The sequence below is a fragment of the Desulfosudis oleivorans Hxd3 genome, from assembly GCF_000018405.1.
Classification (GTDB): domain Bacteria; phylum Desulfobacterota; class Desulfobacteria; order Desulfobacterales; family Desulfosudaceae; genus Desulfosudis; species Desulfosudis oleivorans.
The window spans coordinates 2,252,785-2,271,091 of record NC_009943.1 but is presented as its reverse complement, the minus strand read 5'-3'; the positions used below and the strand labels follow the sequence as shown (position 1 = coordinate 2,271,091).

The following is an 18,307-nucleotide window of genomic DNA, read 5'->3' as shown; positions in this document are numbered from 1 at the left end:
CTTTTGGTACTTTTCTTGCCGTCAAGAAAAGTACAGATCCTGTCGCTACAGCCCCAGGCCGGGGAAGGGGAAGTTAAACTCGATGGGTTTCGTGGTCGAGTGGCGGACCATGACCAGGGCTTCCGAAGGGCAGGCCCCCGCGCAGTTGCCGCATCCAATGCACCAGCTTTCCTGAAGCACAACCATGTCGTTATCCAGGGTCAGGGCCTCCATCTGGCAATGCTCCACGCAGGTGCCGCACCCGGTGCAGTTGTCCGGGTTTACGCGCGCCACAAAGTTGGACCGGGCCACGCTTTGCAGGCCCCGGTATTTTTTCATTCGTGCCAGAAAATCACAGCAGCAGGAACAGCAGTTGCACAGCACCAGGGACCGGCCCAGGTAGTTGTTGATGTTGTGCACCAGGCCGGCGGCCTCGCATTGTTTTAGAATCTCGAGGCACTCCTCTTTTGACACGCGCCGGGCAAAGCGCCGCTCCACCATGAAGTCGGCCACGGCTCCGAAATAAAAGCAGGTGCGCTCCGGCACGTTTTCTATTTTACAGGGATTGCCTGTGAGCTTGGCCTGCTGCCGGCAGTGGCAGAAGACCGCGGCAAAGGAGGTCTCACCGTCGATCATGGCGCTGACCTGCTCAAAGGGCATCACCGTGGGATCGGTAGATATCTGTGTTTCCACGGGCAAAGTGCGCAGGGCCGCGGGCAGCACCTTGTTGGCCACCTCCGGTTTTTCAAACAGCTCTTTTCCCACCTCGTCCAGGTAGTCCATCATGTTTTTGACGGCATGCGCCATCTCTTTTTCCCGCTGGTTTTCAGCCCCGCGCATGGTCTGAAATTCTACAATGCCGGGGAAAAAGGGAGGCAGGGAGTAGTGGTTCTGGCCGGCCTCGTCTCTGTGAATAAAGATCAGTCCTTCGTCTGCCATGGCATCCAGGGCGGCAAACAGTTCGTCAGGATCCCGGTTTAAGGCCTTCGCCAGATCCTCCAGAGGGTGAGCGCCCATGGGAAAGGCGGCCCCGATTTCGGCCTGGGCCGGGGTAAAGGCCTTTTTAAGAAACGCCAGCACCGGTTCGCCCAGGGGCAGGCGCATGAAGTTTTTGTTGAGCCGCTCGCCGAGTTGTTGGTAAATGTCGTCTGCCATATGGATTCCTTTCACTGTTCCGTGTCATCGAAATCGGGATCGCTATCGGGATCGGGATCGAAAATGTACCCCCGACGTTGTTTCCGTGCCCTCCCTTCGTGTTGAAGCACCCTGCCGATCCAATCGGCCGGTCGGTTTTTAACACGAAGACCACGAAGGTAACGAAGCGCACGAAGATCAAGGAAAAGTTAATGCCGCACTTTGTCGATTCCGATTCCGATCCCGATCCCGATAGCGATCCCGATTTTGATTGAGGCGGCGGCTGTTTGTAAAATATTTGTAACCCCCGGCATTACCGTTGACACAACCCGCCGATTTTCATAGGTTCAGGCACTTGTCACGGCAGGCGGAGCACACGTTTGACGCCTGATAATGGCCCGTACCCTTCGGGCACTCTTCTGGACCGGGAAAAGGATATCACAATGAAAGATTCAGCAACAGCCGCAACCCCGACCCTTTCAAAAAAACCCCGCATGCTGCTGGTGGGCATGCCCGGAGCCGACTCCAGCTTTTACGAAATGAACATCGCCCAGCTGCCCCAGGGCCCACGCCTCCATTTTCTGGAGTGGCTGTTCGACGCCCTGGATATGTCTTCCACCAACCGGCGCCGCATTCGCCTGGCCCTGAAGCTGGAAAATCTTTTCAATCCCTCACGCAAGACCCCGTACATGGGGATGCGCCTGATCGAGTACAACCTGCGCGACACGCTTGATATCTCTCTGATGGAGTATCCGAAAAGCAACCGGTGGATCGTAAAACATCTGAAAAAGAATTCAGATATTGCCATTGTGGGCATGGGCATCGGCTGCGAAAACCGGGTCTACCAGGCCAAGAAGCTTTGCGCGGAAATACGGAAGGCCCGGCCGGACATCAAAATCATCCTGGGCAGCTACGGGGCCTCGTCCGGCAAAAAGCTGGGCGTGCTGACACCGGCAGACGGCACCGTGCTGTGGGATTCGGAGGAAGAGCGGGAGGAAAAAAAGAAAAAGGGCCTTGATTTTTACAAAGGAGAGGGGGTTCATGACATTCGCCTCTGGCTGCGTGACGTGGCCGGTATTGATGCCGGTGACCCCAACACCCCCCTGGTTTCCGAGGCCATTGCCGATTCGGGCAGCACGTCGTCGACCGGATGGAAACAGTGGGTCAAGGGCCGGCTGGGATTTGTGACCATGCCCAAGGACTCCCACAAGCTGGTCAGCGCCATCGGATGCTCCAACAAGTGCGGGTTCTGCAACACCAGCAAGATGTTCAACCGGGAAAAGACCTACCTGTACAAGGACGCTGCAAAGATATTCGTGCCCATGGAGACCGTGTACGACAGAAACGCGGCCCGGCCCGACTATCCGCCGGAGGCCACCTTTTTTCTGATGGACGAAAACTTCATGAAAGATGAAAAGGTCATGTCCGCCTGCGGCATGATCAATTTTCTGGATACGGCCAAAGAGCTTTGCGGCTATATCGAGCAGTCGGGCAAGAACATTCACTTCGGCACCTTTTCCGATACCCGAAGCCTGGTCAATGTGCGGGAAAAGGACGGTGACTTCAAGTCCCTGGTGCGCGGCGGCCTCACCTCGATCTGGATCGGCATTGAATCCCACGGCGACGTGTTTGACAAGCGGGGCGGCGCCACCCCGGAAATGGTCAAAAGCATTGTGGACGAGTTGCAGAGCCTGGGTGTCGTGGTGATCGGTTCTTTTATTCCGGGCCTGCCCTACCACACGGAAGGCCCCACTCAGATGTTTGCCGACGAAGGGCTCGTAAAAGAGGAGATTCGACAATCGGCGGACCTGACGCCCGAAGAGGTTGAGTCGGTTTTTAGCGAACTGAAAAAAGAGCGCGAAAAAAGCGGCCGGTACGACCGGCTCAATATCTGGGAGGATTTTGAGTGGTGGAAAAGCCTGCGCACCGGGGCCCGGCAGGTGATGTCCCACAGCATCACCGGCATCGTGGGCCTGCACAAACACATGTTCCGGTTCTCGGATTATCAGTTCGGCCACAAGTTTATTCCCGGGTACAACGAGTCCCATATTGACGGCCGGCGGCTGGAAGAGATTGACGAGATGATGCGGGAAGGGTTTTACCGGGAGAACGGCCCGGTGGCCCTGTCGTCGCTGCTGGTGATGTGGCAGGGGTTTATGAACCTGAAAGACTCGGAGAACGACGCCGAGGTCCGGGCCGCCACCTTCAATTACTGGATGGTCAGGCGCAACATTCAGCGGGTGATGCTGGCCTCCTTTGCTTTCAATGACCGGGTTTTTACAAAATGTTCGGACACGTTTTTAAACCGCCTGGCAACCCTGTTTGACCAGGTGGGCCGGTACACGCCGCCGGACACGGCCATTCACCGTAAGTACCAGGCGGTTTTCAACATGTACGATCAAATGAACAGCTCCCGGTCAAAAGCGGTGGCGCAAAAGATGGCCGACGCGTTTATCCGGCGCCATGGCAAGGGTATTCACGAGACACCGGTGACGGGCGGTGTGAAAGAGCCTGCGGCAGCCGGAATTGTCGTCTGAGATTCCAAAAAGATTTAACGCGTAAAACAAAAAGCACACGAAGGGGACCCGGTCTGGGCCCATAGTTTGGGAAGTCGGAAGTCGGGGAAGGGAAGGGGTCAAGCTCGGAAGGGGTCAAGTCCGCTCTTGACCTGCGGAAGGGGTCAAGTCCGCTCTTGACCTGATTTTAATGTTTTGATATGAGAGCAACATTATGGCACGTCCCCTTCGCATAGAATATCCGTATGCATGGTACCATGTGATGAATCGCGGCAGGCGTGGAGAGGCAATCTTTGCGGATGATAAGGATTATCTCGCCTTTACGGAGTTGTTGAAGGAGACTTCGGAGATGTGGGACATCCGGGTAGCTGCTTACTGCCTTATGCCGAACCATTACCACATGCTTGTCCAGACCCCTGAGGCAAACATTTCAAGGAGCATGCGGCATATAAACGGCGTCTATACTCAGAGATACAACAGTCGTCACCATTGCGACGGCCAGCTTTTTCGGGGGCGTTATAAATCCATCCTTATCGATACGGACAGTTACCTGTTGCAGGCCGTTCGATATATTCATAGAAACCCTATACGCGCCGGATTGACGGACACGCTTGATACTTACAAATGGAGCAGCCACAAGGGGTATCTTTCCATCGCCCCAAAATGGGACTGGCTGTACAAGACGCCTGTTCTGGCCATGCTTTCGCAAAATAGAAAAAACTGGCTGAGGTACTATAAAAACTGGGTGTCGGTTGAGGAGACAGACGAGGTCAGCGAAGCAATAAATGGGAAAAAATGGCCGGTTTGCTTAGGCCCGCAAGCGTTTATCGATACGATCAAGGAGAGGTATGGAAAAGAAAAAATAAACAGGGAGGTGCCTTCCAGCCGCGAATTATTGCCGGATAGGGATCGTATTTTGGAAGAAGTTTGCAAGGCATACGATACGACGGCGTCGGAGATACTGCGGATGCGGCGGGGAAAAAGAAATAATGCCCGCAATGTGGCCATATATCTTACCAGAAAGTTGAGGCGTGACACATTGAAAGATATCGGAAAACAATTTCATATCGACAATGACAGTACGGTAAGCAGCATCATGGAGCGGATGAAAAAAAAGAGGGCAGAGGATCGTAATTTTTCCAGCCGGGTAGATAGAATAGCGGAATTGATCAAAAAGAGCTAAGAGCGGACTTGACCCCATTGTTGACATTGTTGACCCCATTGCCACTGCCTCGACAAGGCATCGTTACTTTGGCCGACGCGCATTATTTTCCCGGGCTGTTACTGTTATATCATTCTATACAGGAAGTTTATCCACTTCCCATGGTTTGCTTTAATTTAGGTATAAGTGCGGAACAATGCCAGTGGGCTGAAAAGCATTTGCCTCATTTAATCATTCGTCCCATACCGGATATACCGATTATTCGCACCATTCGGGCAAAAGCGGACAACGGTCCTTTACGAAAAGTAGGTAAGCGGCAATGGCCCCTATGGATTTGTCCACATTTGATTGCTGAGTCGCCTTTTCAGAAAGTATTTTGGCTAGACTGTGACATTGTGGTTTTGCGTCGTTTGAATGAGTTATTTTCTATGCTGGAAGATGGCCCGGTTTTTACTCCGGAAAATAATGCCCCGCACAAAACCCCCAACTCTTCCGAACTCTATCAACTCCTACCCATTGAACGTGACTTTGATCCTTTGCTGCCGACATTAAATGGCGGTGTTTCCGGTTGGGATTTAAAGCGTGATCGTAATCTTTTGGAATTCTATCAATACCCGATTAACCAGGGCTTTCTCGTTAACGAACGTATTCGAGAAGCGATTTCCTGGCATGATCAAGGTGCTTTGATCTGGGCGGTGCAGAATGCGGGCATGGAAGACAGGGTAATGTCATCAACAGAATGGAATCTATGCGTCAAACATACCGCAGCGTTTAAAAAGCCTTATCTCTTTACACCACCGTACCACTGGGATCCTGACATATTGGAACAATTACGTCAGGATGCGCCTGAGGCGAATCTGCTTCATTGGAACGGTACCCAAGTGCCCTGGTTGATTGGGAAATAAAATGCGTTCATCTTAAATTACCTTGTGATCCATCCGGGTTGGTATCTCAAAAAACAAAAGGACACGAAGCGGCTCCGGTCTGGGCCCAGACTTCCTGTCCTTTGATTTTTTTCCGGCCGGGAAACCGTCTATCGAACGGGTTCGTAGGGCAACTTGGCCGGTTGCGGCTCGAACAGCTTCATGAATTTCGCAAAAGCGACCAACCCGCCTTTTTCATAGTCAAACGTGGGCAGGGTCAACAGCGGGCTGCGGACCTGGGCCAGCATCTCCTTCCACTTCTGTGCGTCCGCCGACACGATGATGTCGGCATCGTCGTTGTTTATCGTCTCAATGGGCCGCTGGTTAATTTCTGCCACGCCAAGGCGAACATGGATTTCAAACGCCTGGCCGGCGTCGGCAAACTTTATAACCGCACGGACATTTTTATCGCCGCTTGCCTTTGCGTCCAGTGAAACGCCCAAAGCCTCAAAAAAGTTGGCCAACGGCAGGCGGGCGATCATTTCCGGGTCGGCCTTGACCGGGGAGAAGGCCACGAATCCGTCCCGGATTTCCAGGGCCTCGGTCAGGTAATAGTGACGGGCATTGGGATTCTGGGCCTTTTCTCCCAGGGCCGTGAGGGCAGAGACGCGCAGCCCTTTGTAATCCGTGTTGTCCGGTGACAGTTGCAGGAGGTGGCCGGACAGTTGAAGGGCCGCCTGGTATTCATGGTTTTTGAGCAGTGTCCGGGCATGCTGCCACAGGTTTGCTTCACCACCGGCCAGGTCGGCCATGAGCCGGGCCTGGGCTTTCGGAGGAAGCGGTTCCAGATTGGCCGAGTCTCCGTCAAACCATCCCATGTTACCGGCGAAAACCGCCCGCACAGACCATGCCACAGTGCCGTAAAAGGGTTGCAGATAGGGCTTATCCGCCAGGTGGGGCGGCAGGGTCACGACCTCCACCATCTGGTCCGGGGTCAGTCCCATGTTGATGCCCCGTATAGACTGGTCGTGAATAAACTGGATGGCGTCACGGTAGTCGGTGAGAATTTCGTAAATGCGGTCCGCGCCGTGAAGGGGCCGGGTGTGGCACGGCACCAGGTGATCGGGCCGCAGGTTCCGGATGATGTCGACGCTGCGGTACCACTGTTTCAGGCTGCGGAACAGGGTGCCCCGAATGGTGTAGAGGTTGGGGAAGGTCCAGTAGAAGTTGTCCCCGCAGATCAGCAGCCGCTGGTCCGGCAGCCACACATAGATCTGGTCGTCGGTTTCGCCCGGCGCGTGGATCAGCTCAAAGCGGACCCCGGCCACGGTGGCCTCCAGCCGGTCGGAGAATGTGACGGTGGGCGGCATGTATCCAAGAGTGACCGCCTCCCGGCCCACCCCCAGAAAAGCCCCGATGCCGGCGTTGACCAGGCCGTCGGCATCCAGGAAGGTGCCGAACATGCGCATGCCCCGGGTGTTGGTGGCGGGCCGCAGTTCGCCTACCACCCGGTTGACAAGATCGTGGGTGGTCTGATGGGCGTATACAGCCGGACTCCCCCCCCCGGCAAACACGTCGGCCCCGAAAATATGGTCCGTGTGATTATGTGTGTAGATGATGGCCTTGACCGGTTTGGCCGATATTTTTCGAAACTCGGCCAGCACCAGCCGGGCCTGTTCCCGGGTCTCCATGGTGTCCACGATGATCAGGCCGTCGTCGCCCTCGATCATGATGGAGTTGGCCAGGCCGTAGCCGATGGCGGAAAAAACGTTTTCCGTGACCTGCTCCACGCCTTTTTTAAAGATGCCGGAATGCGCTTCAAGTGACGCGTCAGCTTGAATATCGGCTTTCAGCGACTGCCCGGTTTGAGGGTCGGGCGAAGACGGGCATCCTGTCAGCAGGAACAGGAAAACAAGAAGCGCAAAAACGAAAGTTGTTGTTCGCATGGGAGCTCCTTTTGTATGGGCGTTCTGGTGATTTGATTTTTCAGATTCAGGTTCACTCTCGTGGCACATATATGGAGAGATTGCCGATTGCTTCCTGAATGCCGTTTACGCCATCGGAATTTGCTGGCCGATAGTTTTTCAGCAGGTAAGGAAAGTCTTTTTTTCTCGGGATGTTGTTTGGTAAAACAACGAAACGAAACCGTTTTTCTTTAAATGCCCTGCGAAGTTTTTCTTCCAGAAGATTCCCAAGTTCGTCTTTTGCGCGTAAGATGTCAGTTGTCGGCATCCAGAAGGCAGACCCGTTTTTTCCAGCCAGCAAGGGAAGATATGCCTGAAAAGGCGCAAAGATGGGGGCTTCCAGTCGACGAAACACCTTAATGGCTGTTTTTGTTTGTGCTAATGCCCCTGGAGCGGGGAGAGCCTTGCATGGCAAGTAAAAAATCTGAATATTAAAACAAAGTAGCGCGAAAACGACAAAAAGTGAATACCGACTTTTGGATTTTCGGGTCATCCCCACCGTCAGCCCACAGCAGAGGGCAATGACAACCGCCAGGGGCATCAGGTTATTGATTTCGCCGCCGACTTTCAGGTAGGGCACAAGCCCCGCAACCAGCATAGCGAGAGTAAGAAGCAGAAAGAAGAATGCATTTTTCTTTCCATCTGTTTTTTTTAACAGCAGAAACAGCACAACACCGGTCAGAATCAGGCCGATACTCAGATATCGTGTAGACTCATCAATAAAAGAAAAAAAATTGCTCATGAAAAGCGGGTGGGTGGATGGCACCTTGTAAAGATAATAGTAGAACCACGAGTTTCCCATAAAGGCTGGAATTGTCTGGCTTGCCAGGACACTTCCTAGGCACAGAAGGGCTGTTGCCCTTGTCTTTTTTGTGTTGAGGATAAGGCTCCACAGGCAGAGGACGACAACGGGAAGCAGGGCCGTCTGTTTTGTAAGCACGGCGCCGGTGGCCGCCACTGCCGCGATAAATGTCGCCGTCCCGCCTTTTTCAGAGGCAACCCAGATGGCGCAGGCAGCCGCGGTTGTCAAAAAAACATACAGGGCGTCGACCCGGGCCATGTCATAATAAAAGCCGGTGGCCCCATACATGCCAGCGTATAGTCCTGCCGCAACAAACGCCCCTAGCAGGGAACGGGTTTTTCGCCAGACCATCCACCCAAGAATGATCTGTGTGCCCAGGGTCGCCAGCAGGGAAACCAGCCGAAGCGTCCCGTAATGCTCGCCCAGGATGAAAACAAAGGCGGAAGACACATAGGCGTAGAGCGGGCCATAAAGAATAGGGACATACTCAAGTGAGGGCTCTGTATAAAGAGGGTTCCCCGCAAGCAGCCAATGCACCTGCGCCAAGTGAAACCCTTCTATCCCATTGTACTCAAACAGAGTAAACGCTCGTATTGATGCAAGAACAACAAATGCGACAATATAATAGGCGGCACAAAGTGCCATCAGCACGTTAGCCAAGCGTTGCCATTTGGTGTAATCTTTTCTAATCAAATCCAAACTTGACACGAGAGACCTTTACTCCGGATGTTTCACGAGTCGCATCGAAGGAAAAATGCAAGGTGCCAGACAGGGTGCCGAAATTGTTGTTCGCATGGGAACTCCTTTTGTATGGGCGTTTTGGTGATTTGATTTTTCAGATTCAGGTTCACTCTCGTGGCATGTATATGGAAAGATTGCCGATTGCTTCCTGGATGCCGTTTACGCCATCGGAATTTGCCGGCCGATAGTTTTCCAGCAGGTAAGGAAAAGAACTTTGCCCGGAAAAAGTTTTTGGAAAGACAATGGCGCGAAATCGTTTCTCGCTTAGCGCGTTGAAAAGTTTTGCCTGCAGAATCTCCCAGGCTGCGTCTTGTGTCTGAGAGAGGTCATAGATCGGCATCCAGAAGGCGGACCCGGTTTTTCCTGCCAACAGGGGTAAGTAGGGGTGACAGGGTGCAAAGACGGGACCTTCCAGGCGGCGAAACGCATTAATGGCTGCCTGTGTTCCCAACTCGATTTCCGAAGAAAAAAGAGCTTTTTGGGGGTGGTAAAACAGTTGGGCACTGAAGCAGAGCAACAAAGAAAAAATAACAAGCGTGGCCTTGTTCCTGTAATACCGGACCATACCCGCTGTCAAACCGCAGCACAAAGCGATGGCTGCTGCGACAGGCATAAGGTTGTTGACAGCGCCGCCGGTTTTCAACCGCGGCAAAAGACCCGCAAAAAACATGGCGGACGTAAAAATAAGTAAAAACCACGCGTCCTGCTTCTTGCCGGGTTTTTGAAAGAGCAGATAGAGTCCAACACCGGTCAGGACAAGGCCGATACTCAAATATCTTCCGGTTTCAAACAGAAAATCATAAAAATTTTCCAGTGACAGTGGATGTGATGAGGGTACCTTGTAAAGATAATAGAAAAACCATGAGTTTCCTGTCAGTGCGGGCACCAGCTGGCTTACACCTATGGCTCCCAGGCAGAGCAGGGCGGTTAAACGTCCTTGCCGAGTGTGGCGGGCAAGGCTCCACAGGCAAAGGGCGATAACGGGAAGCAGGGCGGTCTGTTTTGTAAGCACGGCACCGGTGGCCGCCACTGCCGCGGCAAATGTCGCCGTCCCGCCTTTTTCAGCGGCAATCCAGATGGCGCAGGCCGCCGCGGTTGTCAAAAAAACATACAGGGCGTCGATCCGGGCCATGTCATAATAAAAGCCGGTGGCCCCATACATGCCCGCGTATAGTCCCGCGGCCACAAACGCCCCCAGAAGGGAACGGGTTTTTCGCCAGACCATCCACCCAAGAATGATCTGTGTGCCCAGGGTCGCCAGCAGGGAAACCAGCCGAAGCGTTCCGTAATGCTCACCGAAGATGAAAACAAAGGCGGAAGACACATAGGCGTAGAGCGGGCCATAAAGAATAGGGACATACTCAAGTGAGGGCTCTGTATAAAGAGGGTTCCCCGCAAGCAGCCAATGCACCTGCGCCATGTGAAACCCTTCCAGCCAGTTGTATTCTACCAGTACGAAATCCCTGATCAGGGCAATGGCAACAAAGGCAATAATATAATAAGCGACCCAGAGGGTCAGTAACACCCGGCCGGCGGTGAGCACTTTTCTTTTCAGGGATTTTTTTTCTCTGTGACGGCGCCAAAAGAGATAGTCGATGATGAAAGCGCCGGCCTGGCCCAGGAAAAATGGAAGGTCGACCGGAAGCTGGCGGCCCGTCCTCCGGTGGAAGGGGATAACATGCCATTGTATTCCCGGGTGCCTCTGCTGGATCAATGCCAACAGTGCGTTGACCATTCTGAAATTTTTCGGCATCTGCCGCAGGGCTGCCTCCAGGGCATCGCGACGCATCAGCCGGTACGGCACATTGGCGTCCCTGACCCACCGGAAACTTAATAGAAAGATGAGTACCGTCAGTGCCCGTGAGATAAAACGGCGGATCCAGCCGTCTTCCCTTGCGCGGCGAACACCGTAATGGACCGGCCCGTGCGATCTCGAACCCCAGAAGGTCTCAAAAAACGCCGGGTCGCACTGACCGTCAGAGTCAATTTGAAAAATCCATTGGGCTTCCGCCTGCAGTGCCAGTTCATATCCCATTCGGCAGGTCGGACCATGGCCAGAGTGCGGTTTGTCAATAATTTTAAGTTCAGGGTGGGTTGCGGCAAGCCGGTTTAATATGTCCGGTGACCCGTCGGTGGAACCATCGTTGATCAGGCAGAAGGTAAAGTCCGCTCCCATGGTCTTGCGCAGAACCGCGAGCCACTCTTCAACAAAGTCGCTAAGGTTTTTTTCTTCGTTATAAACCGGTGCAAGAACCCACAGGTCAGACATGAAGAGCCTCTTTACTGGTTGCCGAACCCGTTCTGTTGGCCGCACTCCGGGCAGTGCCAGGTGATCCCGTTGCAGGAAAGGCCCCAGACGTTTTCATTCATGCACTCCTGGCAGATGGCAAACCCGCACCGGCAGGTCCAGGAAAAAGGTGTGGTTCTGCCGCAGCAGTGGCACTCCCGGTCCCGGGTCCGGCGGCGGCGTTGGCGCCGTTCAATGCGTTCTTTTTCTGCCACACCTTCAGTTTTTATCTCTGTTGAAATCATTGCTGGCGCCATTTGGTCAATAAGGTCCCATCTGTCGGTTTCCCCGGTTTCGCCGGGTCAAATAGATTTATACTATGGCAGGTCTTGAGTGCAAAGGCAAAAAAAGCAGACGGTCCGTGCCGTTCGCCATGAATTACCGGGTTTGACAGGCCATAGGCGACTTGTTATAAAAAGCTGTAACTTTCGGAGGTATTTCATGCGTAAGAAAATCCTGGTGGCGGTGGACCCGTCGGTCTGTTCCCGGTATGCCATGCAGTATGCGGCCCGGCTGGCGGAAGAGATTCGCGAGGTCGATTTCGTGCTGTTTCATGTGCAGCCCACGGTTTCGTCCTACCTGGTGGATGAGGCCATGAAACGGCCCCAGGCAAGGGCCGAACTGGACAAGCTGGTCCGGAAGAACCGTGAAGCGGCCCTGGCCCTGCTGGAAGCGTGCAGACAATACATAATCGATGCCGGTGTGCCTGTGGGGGCGGTTGAGGTGAAAACCATGCCCCGGATTTCCGGTATTGCGGAAGACATTGTCAATACGGCCCAGGAAGGGTCTTATGACGCCGTTCTGGTGGGCCGCCGGGGCATCGGCGGCCTTCAGGAGATGTTTCTGGGCAGCGTCACCGCCGGCCTGCTGGCCGGCTCCCGGGTGATTCCCGTGTGGATAGTGGACGGACCGGTTGAATCGCAAAACATGGCCGTTGCCATTGACGGCTCCACCCAGTCCCTGCGGGTGGTGGACCACGTGGCCCATATTTTTTCCGATGCGCCGGACGCGCGACTGACCTTTTTAAACGTGGAGCCCCGGCTGGGCGATTTTACCGAAATCGATCCCTCTCTGCTGGAGGCCGCTGAACTGGAAGCGGCGGTGCTTACGGCAAACCAGCAGTATGTGGCCGGGTTCATGGAAAAGGCCGCCGCCATGCTGGCAAAGGCCGGTATTGAAAAAGACCGGGTGACGTTCAAAACCGTCCAGTCCCGGTTTTTCGCCGGCCGGGCCATTCTGGATGAGTTGAAGAAAGACGGTTTCGGTACCGTGGCGGTGGGCAAGACCGGCACGGGAAACAGCCGCACCCTGGGCAAGGTGGCCGGCCATATCACGCAGAAACTTTCCAATGCCGCGGTTTGGGTTGTTCCTTAATACAGAAAGAATGCCGCCATGGCCTATTCTTCCCATGTAAGCACCGGCTGGGAAAGCCTGGACGCCATCATCGACCACCTGCGCACCGGTGATAACGTGGTGTGGCAGGTGGACAGCATCGACGACTACCAGCGGGTGGTCACTCCCTTTGTCAACGCGGCTCTGGCCCGCAACGACCGGGTGGTCTACATGCGGTTCGGCCGCCACACGGCCCTTGTGGAAGAGCGCCCTGACCTGGCGGTTTACCACCTGCAGACGGAAAACAGCTTTGAGTCCTTTTCCGTCCAGGTGCACAACATCATCACCCGTGAAGGCCGGGATGTGTGCTATGTGTTTGACTCCCTTTCCGACCTGCTCCACCTCTGGGCCACGGACCGGATGATCGGCGATTTTTTCTTTGTCACCTGTCCCTACCTGTTTCAGCTTAATACCATCGCCTATTTCGCCCTGCTGCGAAATCATCACTCCTACAAGTCCATTGCCCGTATTCGGGAAACCACCCAGGTGCTGATCGATGTCCATAATTACAAGGGCCAGATCTGCGTTCATCCCATCAAGGTGGAACACCGTTATTCGCCCACCATGTTTTTCCCTCATATAAAGGAAAAGGATGCCCTGGCACCGGTGATCAACAGCGTGGAGGCCACCCGGCTGTTTTCCCATCTTTCCCGCAGCAGTACGGCCGGTGCCCAGCGCCATCTGGACTACTGGGACCGACTGTTCATGGAGGCCCGTACCCTGCTGGAGTCCGATGCCGGTCCAGCGGAGCGGCAGGACATGGTGCAGCAACTGAGCCGGCTGATGCTCACTCGCAACAAGCGGATGCTGGCCCTGATCCGGGAGTATTTTTCGCTGGAGGACCTGTTGCAGATCAAGGAGCGTATGATCGGCACGGGCTTTATCGGCGGCAAGTCGGTGGGCATGCTGCTGGCCCGCAATATTCTGGCACGGGAAGAGGGGTTTGACTGGCAAGGTGTTCTGGAGCACCACGACTCTTTTTATATCGGGTCGGACGTGTTCTACTCGTTTATTGTTCAGAACGGCTGGTGGCAGACCTTTATGGCCCACAAGACCGGGGAAGGATATTTTGACAGGGCAAAAGAACTCAAAGAAAAAATTCCCCACGGCAGTTTTCCGGACGAGATCGTGGAACGGCTCACCCTGATGCTGGAGTATTTTGGCCAGTCCCCCATTATCGTTCGTTCCAGCAGCCTGCTGGAGGACGCCTTCGGTAGCGCCTTTGCCGGCAAGTATGACAGTTTTTTCTGCGTCAACCAGGGCTCCCCGGAAAAGCGGTACAGGGAGTTTGAAGGCGCGATGCTGCGCGTTTTTGAAAGCACCATGGGCGAAGACGCCCTGGCCTACCGGCGGCAGAGGGGCCTGGACCGGTCCGACGAGCAGATGGCCCTTCTGGTGCAGCGGGTATCAGGCGCTTATCACAAGTCCTATTTTTTCCCGGAATTGGCAGGGGTCGGGCTTTCCCGGAACCCCTTTGTCTGGAAGAAGGGGATGGACCCCGGGGCCGGTATGGCCCGCCTGGTGTTCGGCCTGGGTACAAGGGCCGTAAACCGGGTGGAAAACGATTATCCCCGAATCGTGGCCATGGACGATCCCCTGGTCAAACCCCTGGCCGGCACCGAAGACATTCGCCGGTTTTCCCAGCGGTTTGTGGACCTGCTGAACCTGGAGGAAAACCGGCTTGAAACCGTTTCACTGGAAGGCCTGCTGGAAAAGGAGGTGCCCGGACGCATCGACCTGGTCGGCGTTCGGGACACCGAGGCGGCCCAGCGGCTTCGGGAGATGGGCCGGCCGGAAAAGGCGCACTGGATACTGACCTTTGACCCCTTTCTTTCCCAGACCCCGTTTGTCACAACCATGCGGCGGCTGCTCTCCCGGCTGGAAACGGTTTACGAAAGCCCGGTGGACGTGGAGTTTACCGTCAACTTTGCCGAAAACCAGGCCATGCAGGTCAACCTGGTCCAGTGCCGTCCATTCCAGGGCTTGGACGATTCAGTCGGCAGGCGTATTCCCGAAACCATTGACCGGCGCGACACAGTGCTTCGCGTGGCCGGCAATTTTATGGGCGGAGCCGTGTGGCGGCCCATTTCCCGGATCATTCTGGTGGACCCGGAGCCCTATGTCGCGCTTTCCATGTCGGAGAAATACAGCGTGGCCCGGCTGGTGGGCAAACTCAACCGGCTGATCAAGGACCGGGAGGCCCAGGCCACCCTGTTGATGGGACCGGGCCGGTGGGGCACCCATTCACCGGCCATGGGCGTGCCGGTGAGCTTTGCCGAGATCAACCAGGTGTCCGCCATTGCCGAGATCAGCTACCAGAGCGGCAGCCTGATTCCCGACCTCTCCTTTGGCACTCACTTTTTTCACGACCTGATTGAAACCGGCATTTTTTACCTGGCCGTCTATCCGGAAGACCCGGAGGTGGTGTTCAACCCGGAGTGGATATACGCCCTGCCCAATCAGCTGCCTGCCCTGGTGCCGGAGGCGGCCCGCTTTTCCCATGTGGTCAACGTGGTTGACACCGTTGGCACCGGCCTTGTGCTTCAGTCCGACATGGTCACTCAGGTGGCTGCCTGCTACCTGGCACCAAAGGCCGGGTAAGAATTTTTTCCAGACGCAAAAAGGGTGCAAATGCAGATTATTATCGGATTTCTGGTTTTACTGTTGCTGGTGACGGTGATTTTACTGGTGTGGTCTTTTGTCGAGACTGCCGGGGGCAGACGGTATGACTTTTTGTTTTACGAAAAGGACCGGTGCGGAAAGCCGGGTGTTGCCGTTCAACGGCGGTACCGGGGTCTGGGTCATGTGATCTACCGGCTGTGGGACACCCTGCGCTACAGTTACCCGCTGGTGCGGGTGTATGTTTTCCGGTCCCTTGCGCCGGGCTTTCGAGAAAAGATCATGCTGGTCACGGCCCGGACCAACAACTGCCGGCACTGAGTGGGTGCCCATCAGCGGTTCGGTCGAATCGCGGGATTGTCTGACAAAGAGATGAAAGACCTGGTGGCTTTGTCGCCGGACCGGTTTGCCCGCCGGGAGCAGGTGGCCCTGCAATGGGTGAAGACCTACCTGCTGTATGAAGGCACCATGCCGGACCCGGTCCTGAATACTGATTTTGAGGGTCTGTACGCATCCACCGAGCGGGTGGACATTTTTGCGGTTTTCAAACTGATGCTTTTTTTCAACATGCTGGCAAGCACCATCAACAAATAGGGCAGGGCGGGTCAGCCGGCAGGGGCTTTTGCAAAAATGTCGGCCATCCGAAGGGCCAGGCGCCGGGTGTGGGCGAGGATTTCGTCGTCGTTGCGGCCGGGATACCGGGCATAGCTGATCATGATGCCGTTTAACGCGGCAAACAGGGCGTGGGCCGTGATTCTTGAATCCTCGCACGGCCCGGTTTTTTTCAGGGTGTCTTCCAGGTGGTCCATCAGTTGCCGCATGATGTGGTTGAGCTTTTCAGTGGCGGCAGGCATCAGGTCACCGCCCAGCATGAAGTGGCTCATGATCTGGTAAAAAGGGATGTGGGTGCAAAGATATTCGACATAAAGAGCACACAGGTCGTGCAGGGTAGCGTTTTTTTGCTGTGCTTGTGAATACAGGCGCTGCTGAATATCACTGGCGTGCTTTAGAAAAATATCAAAAAAAAGTTCGTCCAGGCTGGCGTAGTAGTTATAGATGGTGCCCACCCCGACCCCGGCCTGTTTGGCGATCTCCCGCACCGTGACCTGCTTGAAGTCTTTTTTCGCAAAAAGGCTGCACGCGGCATCCATGATCAGTGTACGCCGGGCATCCCGTTCGTTTTCCCGCAGGGCCGCCAGGCCCCGCAACGTCGATGTGGTCATGTTTTCATCTCCATTCCGGTCCGCTCTCTCTCCCTCGGCATGGCCCGTTCTTGCCCCGCGTTATCGCCAAATCTCATCTCTCCGTCATCGCCCAACCGTCCCCGTCATCGCCCAACTTGATTGGGCGATCCAGACCAGGATTGGCCCCATACCGAATTAATAAGGAATCAAATCAATTTCACACTGGATTACCCGGTCAAGCCGCCTATGAGAAAGTGAGTCAACAAAAAACACTTCTCCCTTAACAAAAATCGTTTTTTGCTCACGGTCTCCGCCTTGCCTTTAAACCATCGTCTTTTCGCCGAGGTAACGTAACGCGGTTTTTCCGGTCTTGCTTTATCCAGTATTCCTTATCCGCCTATCTGAACTCTCTATCTCTGCTTGCAGAGAATGGGTTACGATAAATTCCAGGAATAGAGGGGAGGCTAATCGGGTAAACAAAGCATCATCCGCTTAAGCAGATGTCTTACGGCTTGACTTGAGCTCTTTCCCCTCACCTGCACAGACCATCATCCAGTATGATGAAACCATCGGCTCAAGAGAGGTCTACAGGCCTGGTTATTTCACGGTCACGTTATCTGTTTGGCGACTCCTTTTATAAGGCTGATATTTTTCCCCGCTTTTAAAAACCCCCAAGCTTAACGTCGCTAACCTGCGACAGGCTTTGTGTCGGGCGTCATATTCGGGTTCGCCCCCAGCTACCAAATATTCATAATAATCATTAATCGGATTATTCCCGCCAATGGCCGCACTTACACCGGTCTTATACACATCTTTTAATTGACGACAATATCGAGGCGTGCGTTTACCATAACTCTTTTTCCCGCTTATCTTCTCATGCTTGATCAGACCCGCGTAGCTACAGTAGTGCCCCTTGTCCGCAAACCGGAATGGCGATACTACACGTGCTACAACCTTGACGGCATTAATATCCCCAATCCCCGGTAAACTCTTCTGGTGCCTTATCGCCGGGTATTTTTTGGCCAGACGCAAAAACTCTTTTTCATAAGCGGACTTTTCTTCCTCATAAAGCCCAATCTGCCGGTTTAAACAGCCCAACACAAAAGCATTTTCACCAACAACTTCCTGATTGCCGCAGGCTTTGAGCAACGAGTACCGCTGATTTTTCAATCGCACCCCCGCTTTAACCAAATCTTCATAACCGCTGACGAGACGGCGAAGAAGTAAAAAATTATCGTTGGTATGAAAAATCTCCTTCAGGAGGCCGGCCCTCAATAATTGCACCAACTTTGACGCATCAATTTTGTCGTTTTTAGGACCATCGTTTAACAACTTATTTCTGTGAGGATCACACACTACGATCTTATCCACCTTCTCCTTCAGTTCCGTGTACAACCATTGAGAAGTCGTCGTCTCCTCCAAGGTCAGAACCTTGGTCCCCTTTAACCGGTCTAAATAAAGCTTCAATTCCTCAATGTCCGATGGTACGTCGATCACAGTTATTTTGTTTGATTTTTTCGTCATTCGCGCAATGGCCATATTGCTGGCTGCCCAGTCTATTGCAATGTAATGGTTGTAAATGGTATCGTCCATCATGGTCTCCTTTCTTGTTAGTGTTTGTCTGTGGAAAGCATTATCACTAACATATTGAGGCTGCCGCCTCA

General features: G+C 54.2%; 14 protein-coding genes. 7 read left to right on the top strand and 7 right to left on the bottom strand.

Going from position 1 to position 18,307, the window contains the following annotated elements; genetic code table 11:
• Positions 1 to 45: 45 nt before the first annotated feature.
• Entirely contained in the window at positions 46 to 1,134 is a 1,089-nt protein-coding gene (locus DOLE_RS09635) for a 4Fe-4S binding protein (protein ID WP_012175290.1), read from the bottom strand.
• Between the two features lie 422 nt (positions 1,135 to 1,556).
• On the opposite strand from DOLE_RS09635, the gene DOLE_RS09630 reads away from it, so the two are divergent.
• The 3 genes from DOLE_RS09630 (at position 1,557) to DOLE_RS09620 (ending at position 5,696) form a co-directional block, all read left to right on the top strand.
• Positions 1,557 to 3,650, top strand: a complete 2,094-nt coding sequence (locus DOLE_RS09630) for a radical SAM protein (protein WP_012175289.1) — start codon at positions 1,557 to 1,559, stop codon at positions 3,648 to 3,650.
• A 193-nt stretch (positions 3,651 to 3,843) separates the two neighbouring features.
• Complete coding sequence (locus tag DOLE_RS09625; protein ID WP_041280485.1) at positions 3,844 to 4,812, top strand: transposase; 969 nt, start codon at positions 3,844 to 3,846, stop codon at positions 4,810 to 4,812.
• An 8-nt stretch (positions 4,813 to 4,820) separates the two neighbouring features.
• Positions 4,821 to 5,696, top strand: coding sequence for a glycosyltransferase family protein (locus DOLE_RS09620; protein WP_153304407.1), 876 nt, complete (start codon positions 4,821 to 4,823; stop codon positions 5,694 to 5,696).
• Between the two features lie 128 nt (positions 5,697 to 5,824).
• On the opposite strand, the gene DOLE_RS09615 is transcribed toward DOLE_RS09620, so the two are convergent.
• From DOLE_RS09615 to DOLE_RS09600, 4 genes are all read right to left on the bottom strand, one after another.
• Complete coding sequence (locus DOLE_RS09615) at positions 5,825 to 7,600, bottom strand: alkyl/aryl-sulfatase (RefSeq protein WP_012175286.1); 1,776 nt, start codon at positions 7,598 to 7,600, stop codon at positions 5,825 to 5,827.
• 52 nt (positions 7,601 to 7,652) lie between these two features.
• Positions 7,653 to 9,128 (bottom strand): ArnT family glycosyltransferase, encoded by a 1,476-nt coding sequence (locus tag DOLE_RS09610; protein WP_012175285.1) that lies wholly within the window; start codon positions 9,126 to 9,128, stop codon positions 7,653 to 7,655.
• A 139-nt stretch (positions 9,129 to 9,267) separates the two neighbouring features.
• Entirely contained in the window at positions 9,268 to 11,430 is a 2,163-nt protein-coding gene (locus DOLE_RS09605; RefSeq protein WP_012175284.1) for a glycosyltransferase family 2 protein, read from the bottom strand.
• A gap of 11 nt (positions 11,431 to 11,441) precedes the next feature.
• Positions 11,442 to 11,663, bottom strand: a complete 222-nt coding sequence (locus DOLE_RS09600) for a hypothetical protein (protein WP_041281028.1) — start codon at positions 11,661 to 11,663, stop codon at positions 11,442 to 11,444.
• A 226-nt stretch (positions 11,664 to 11,889) separates the two neighbouring features.
• Between DOLE_RS09600 and DOLE_RS09595 the strand changes: the two genes are divergently transcribed.
• From DOLE_RS09595 to DOLE_RS09580, 4 genes are read left to right on the top strand one after another with little or no spacing between them, the layout of a single operon-like run.
• A complete protein-coding gene (locus DOLE_RS09595; RefSeq protein WP_012175282.1) occupies positions 11,890 to 12,822 on the top strand; it encodes a universal stress protein in 933 nt (310 codons plus the stop codon).
• 18 nt (positions 12,823 to 12,840) lie between these two features.
• Positions 12,841 to 15,441 (top strand): PEP/pyruvate-binding domain-containing protein, encoded by a 2,601-nt coding sequence (locus DOLE_RS09590; RefSeq protein WP_012175281.1) that lies wholly within the window; start codon positions 12,841 to 12,843, stop codon positions 15,439 to 15,441.
• A gap of 30 nt (positions 15,442 to 15,471) precedes the next feature.
• On the top strand, positions 15,472 to 15,780 hold the full coding sequence (locus DOLE_RS09585; RefSeq protein ID WP_012175280.1) for a hypothetical protein: 309 nt from the start codon (positions 15,472 to 15,474) through the stop codon (positions 15,778 to 15,780).
• Between the two features lie 51 nt (positions 15,781 to 15,831).
• Positions 15,832 to 16,053, top strand: coding sequence for a hypothetical protein (locus tag DOLE_RS09580; protein ID WP_041280483.1), 222 nt, complete (start codon positions 15,832 to 15,834; stop codon positions 16,051 to 16,053).
• Positions 16,054 to 16,064: 11 nt separating this feature from the next.
• On the opposite strand, the gene DOLE_RS09575 is transcribed toward DOLE_RS09580, so the two are convergent.
• Both DOLE_RS09575 and DOLE_RS09570 read right to left on the bottom strand, forming a co-directional pair.
• Positions 16,065 to 16,682 (bottom strand): TetR/AcrR family transcriptional regulator, encoded by a 618-nt coding sequence (locus DOLE_RS09575; RefSeq protein ID WP_012175278.1) that lies wholly within the window; start codon positions 16,680 to 16,682, stop codon positions 16,065 to 16,067.
• A 558-nt stretch (positions 16,683 to 17,240) separates the two neighbouring features.
• A complete protein-coding gene (locus DOLE_RS09570; protein WP_012174904.1) occupies positions 17,241 to 18,236 on the bottom strand; it encodes an IS110 family transposase in 996 nt (331 codons plus the stop codon).
• Between the last annotated feature and the right edge of the window lie 71 nt (positions 18,237 to 18,307).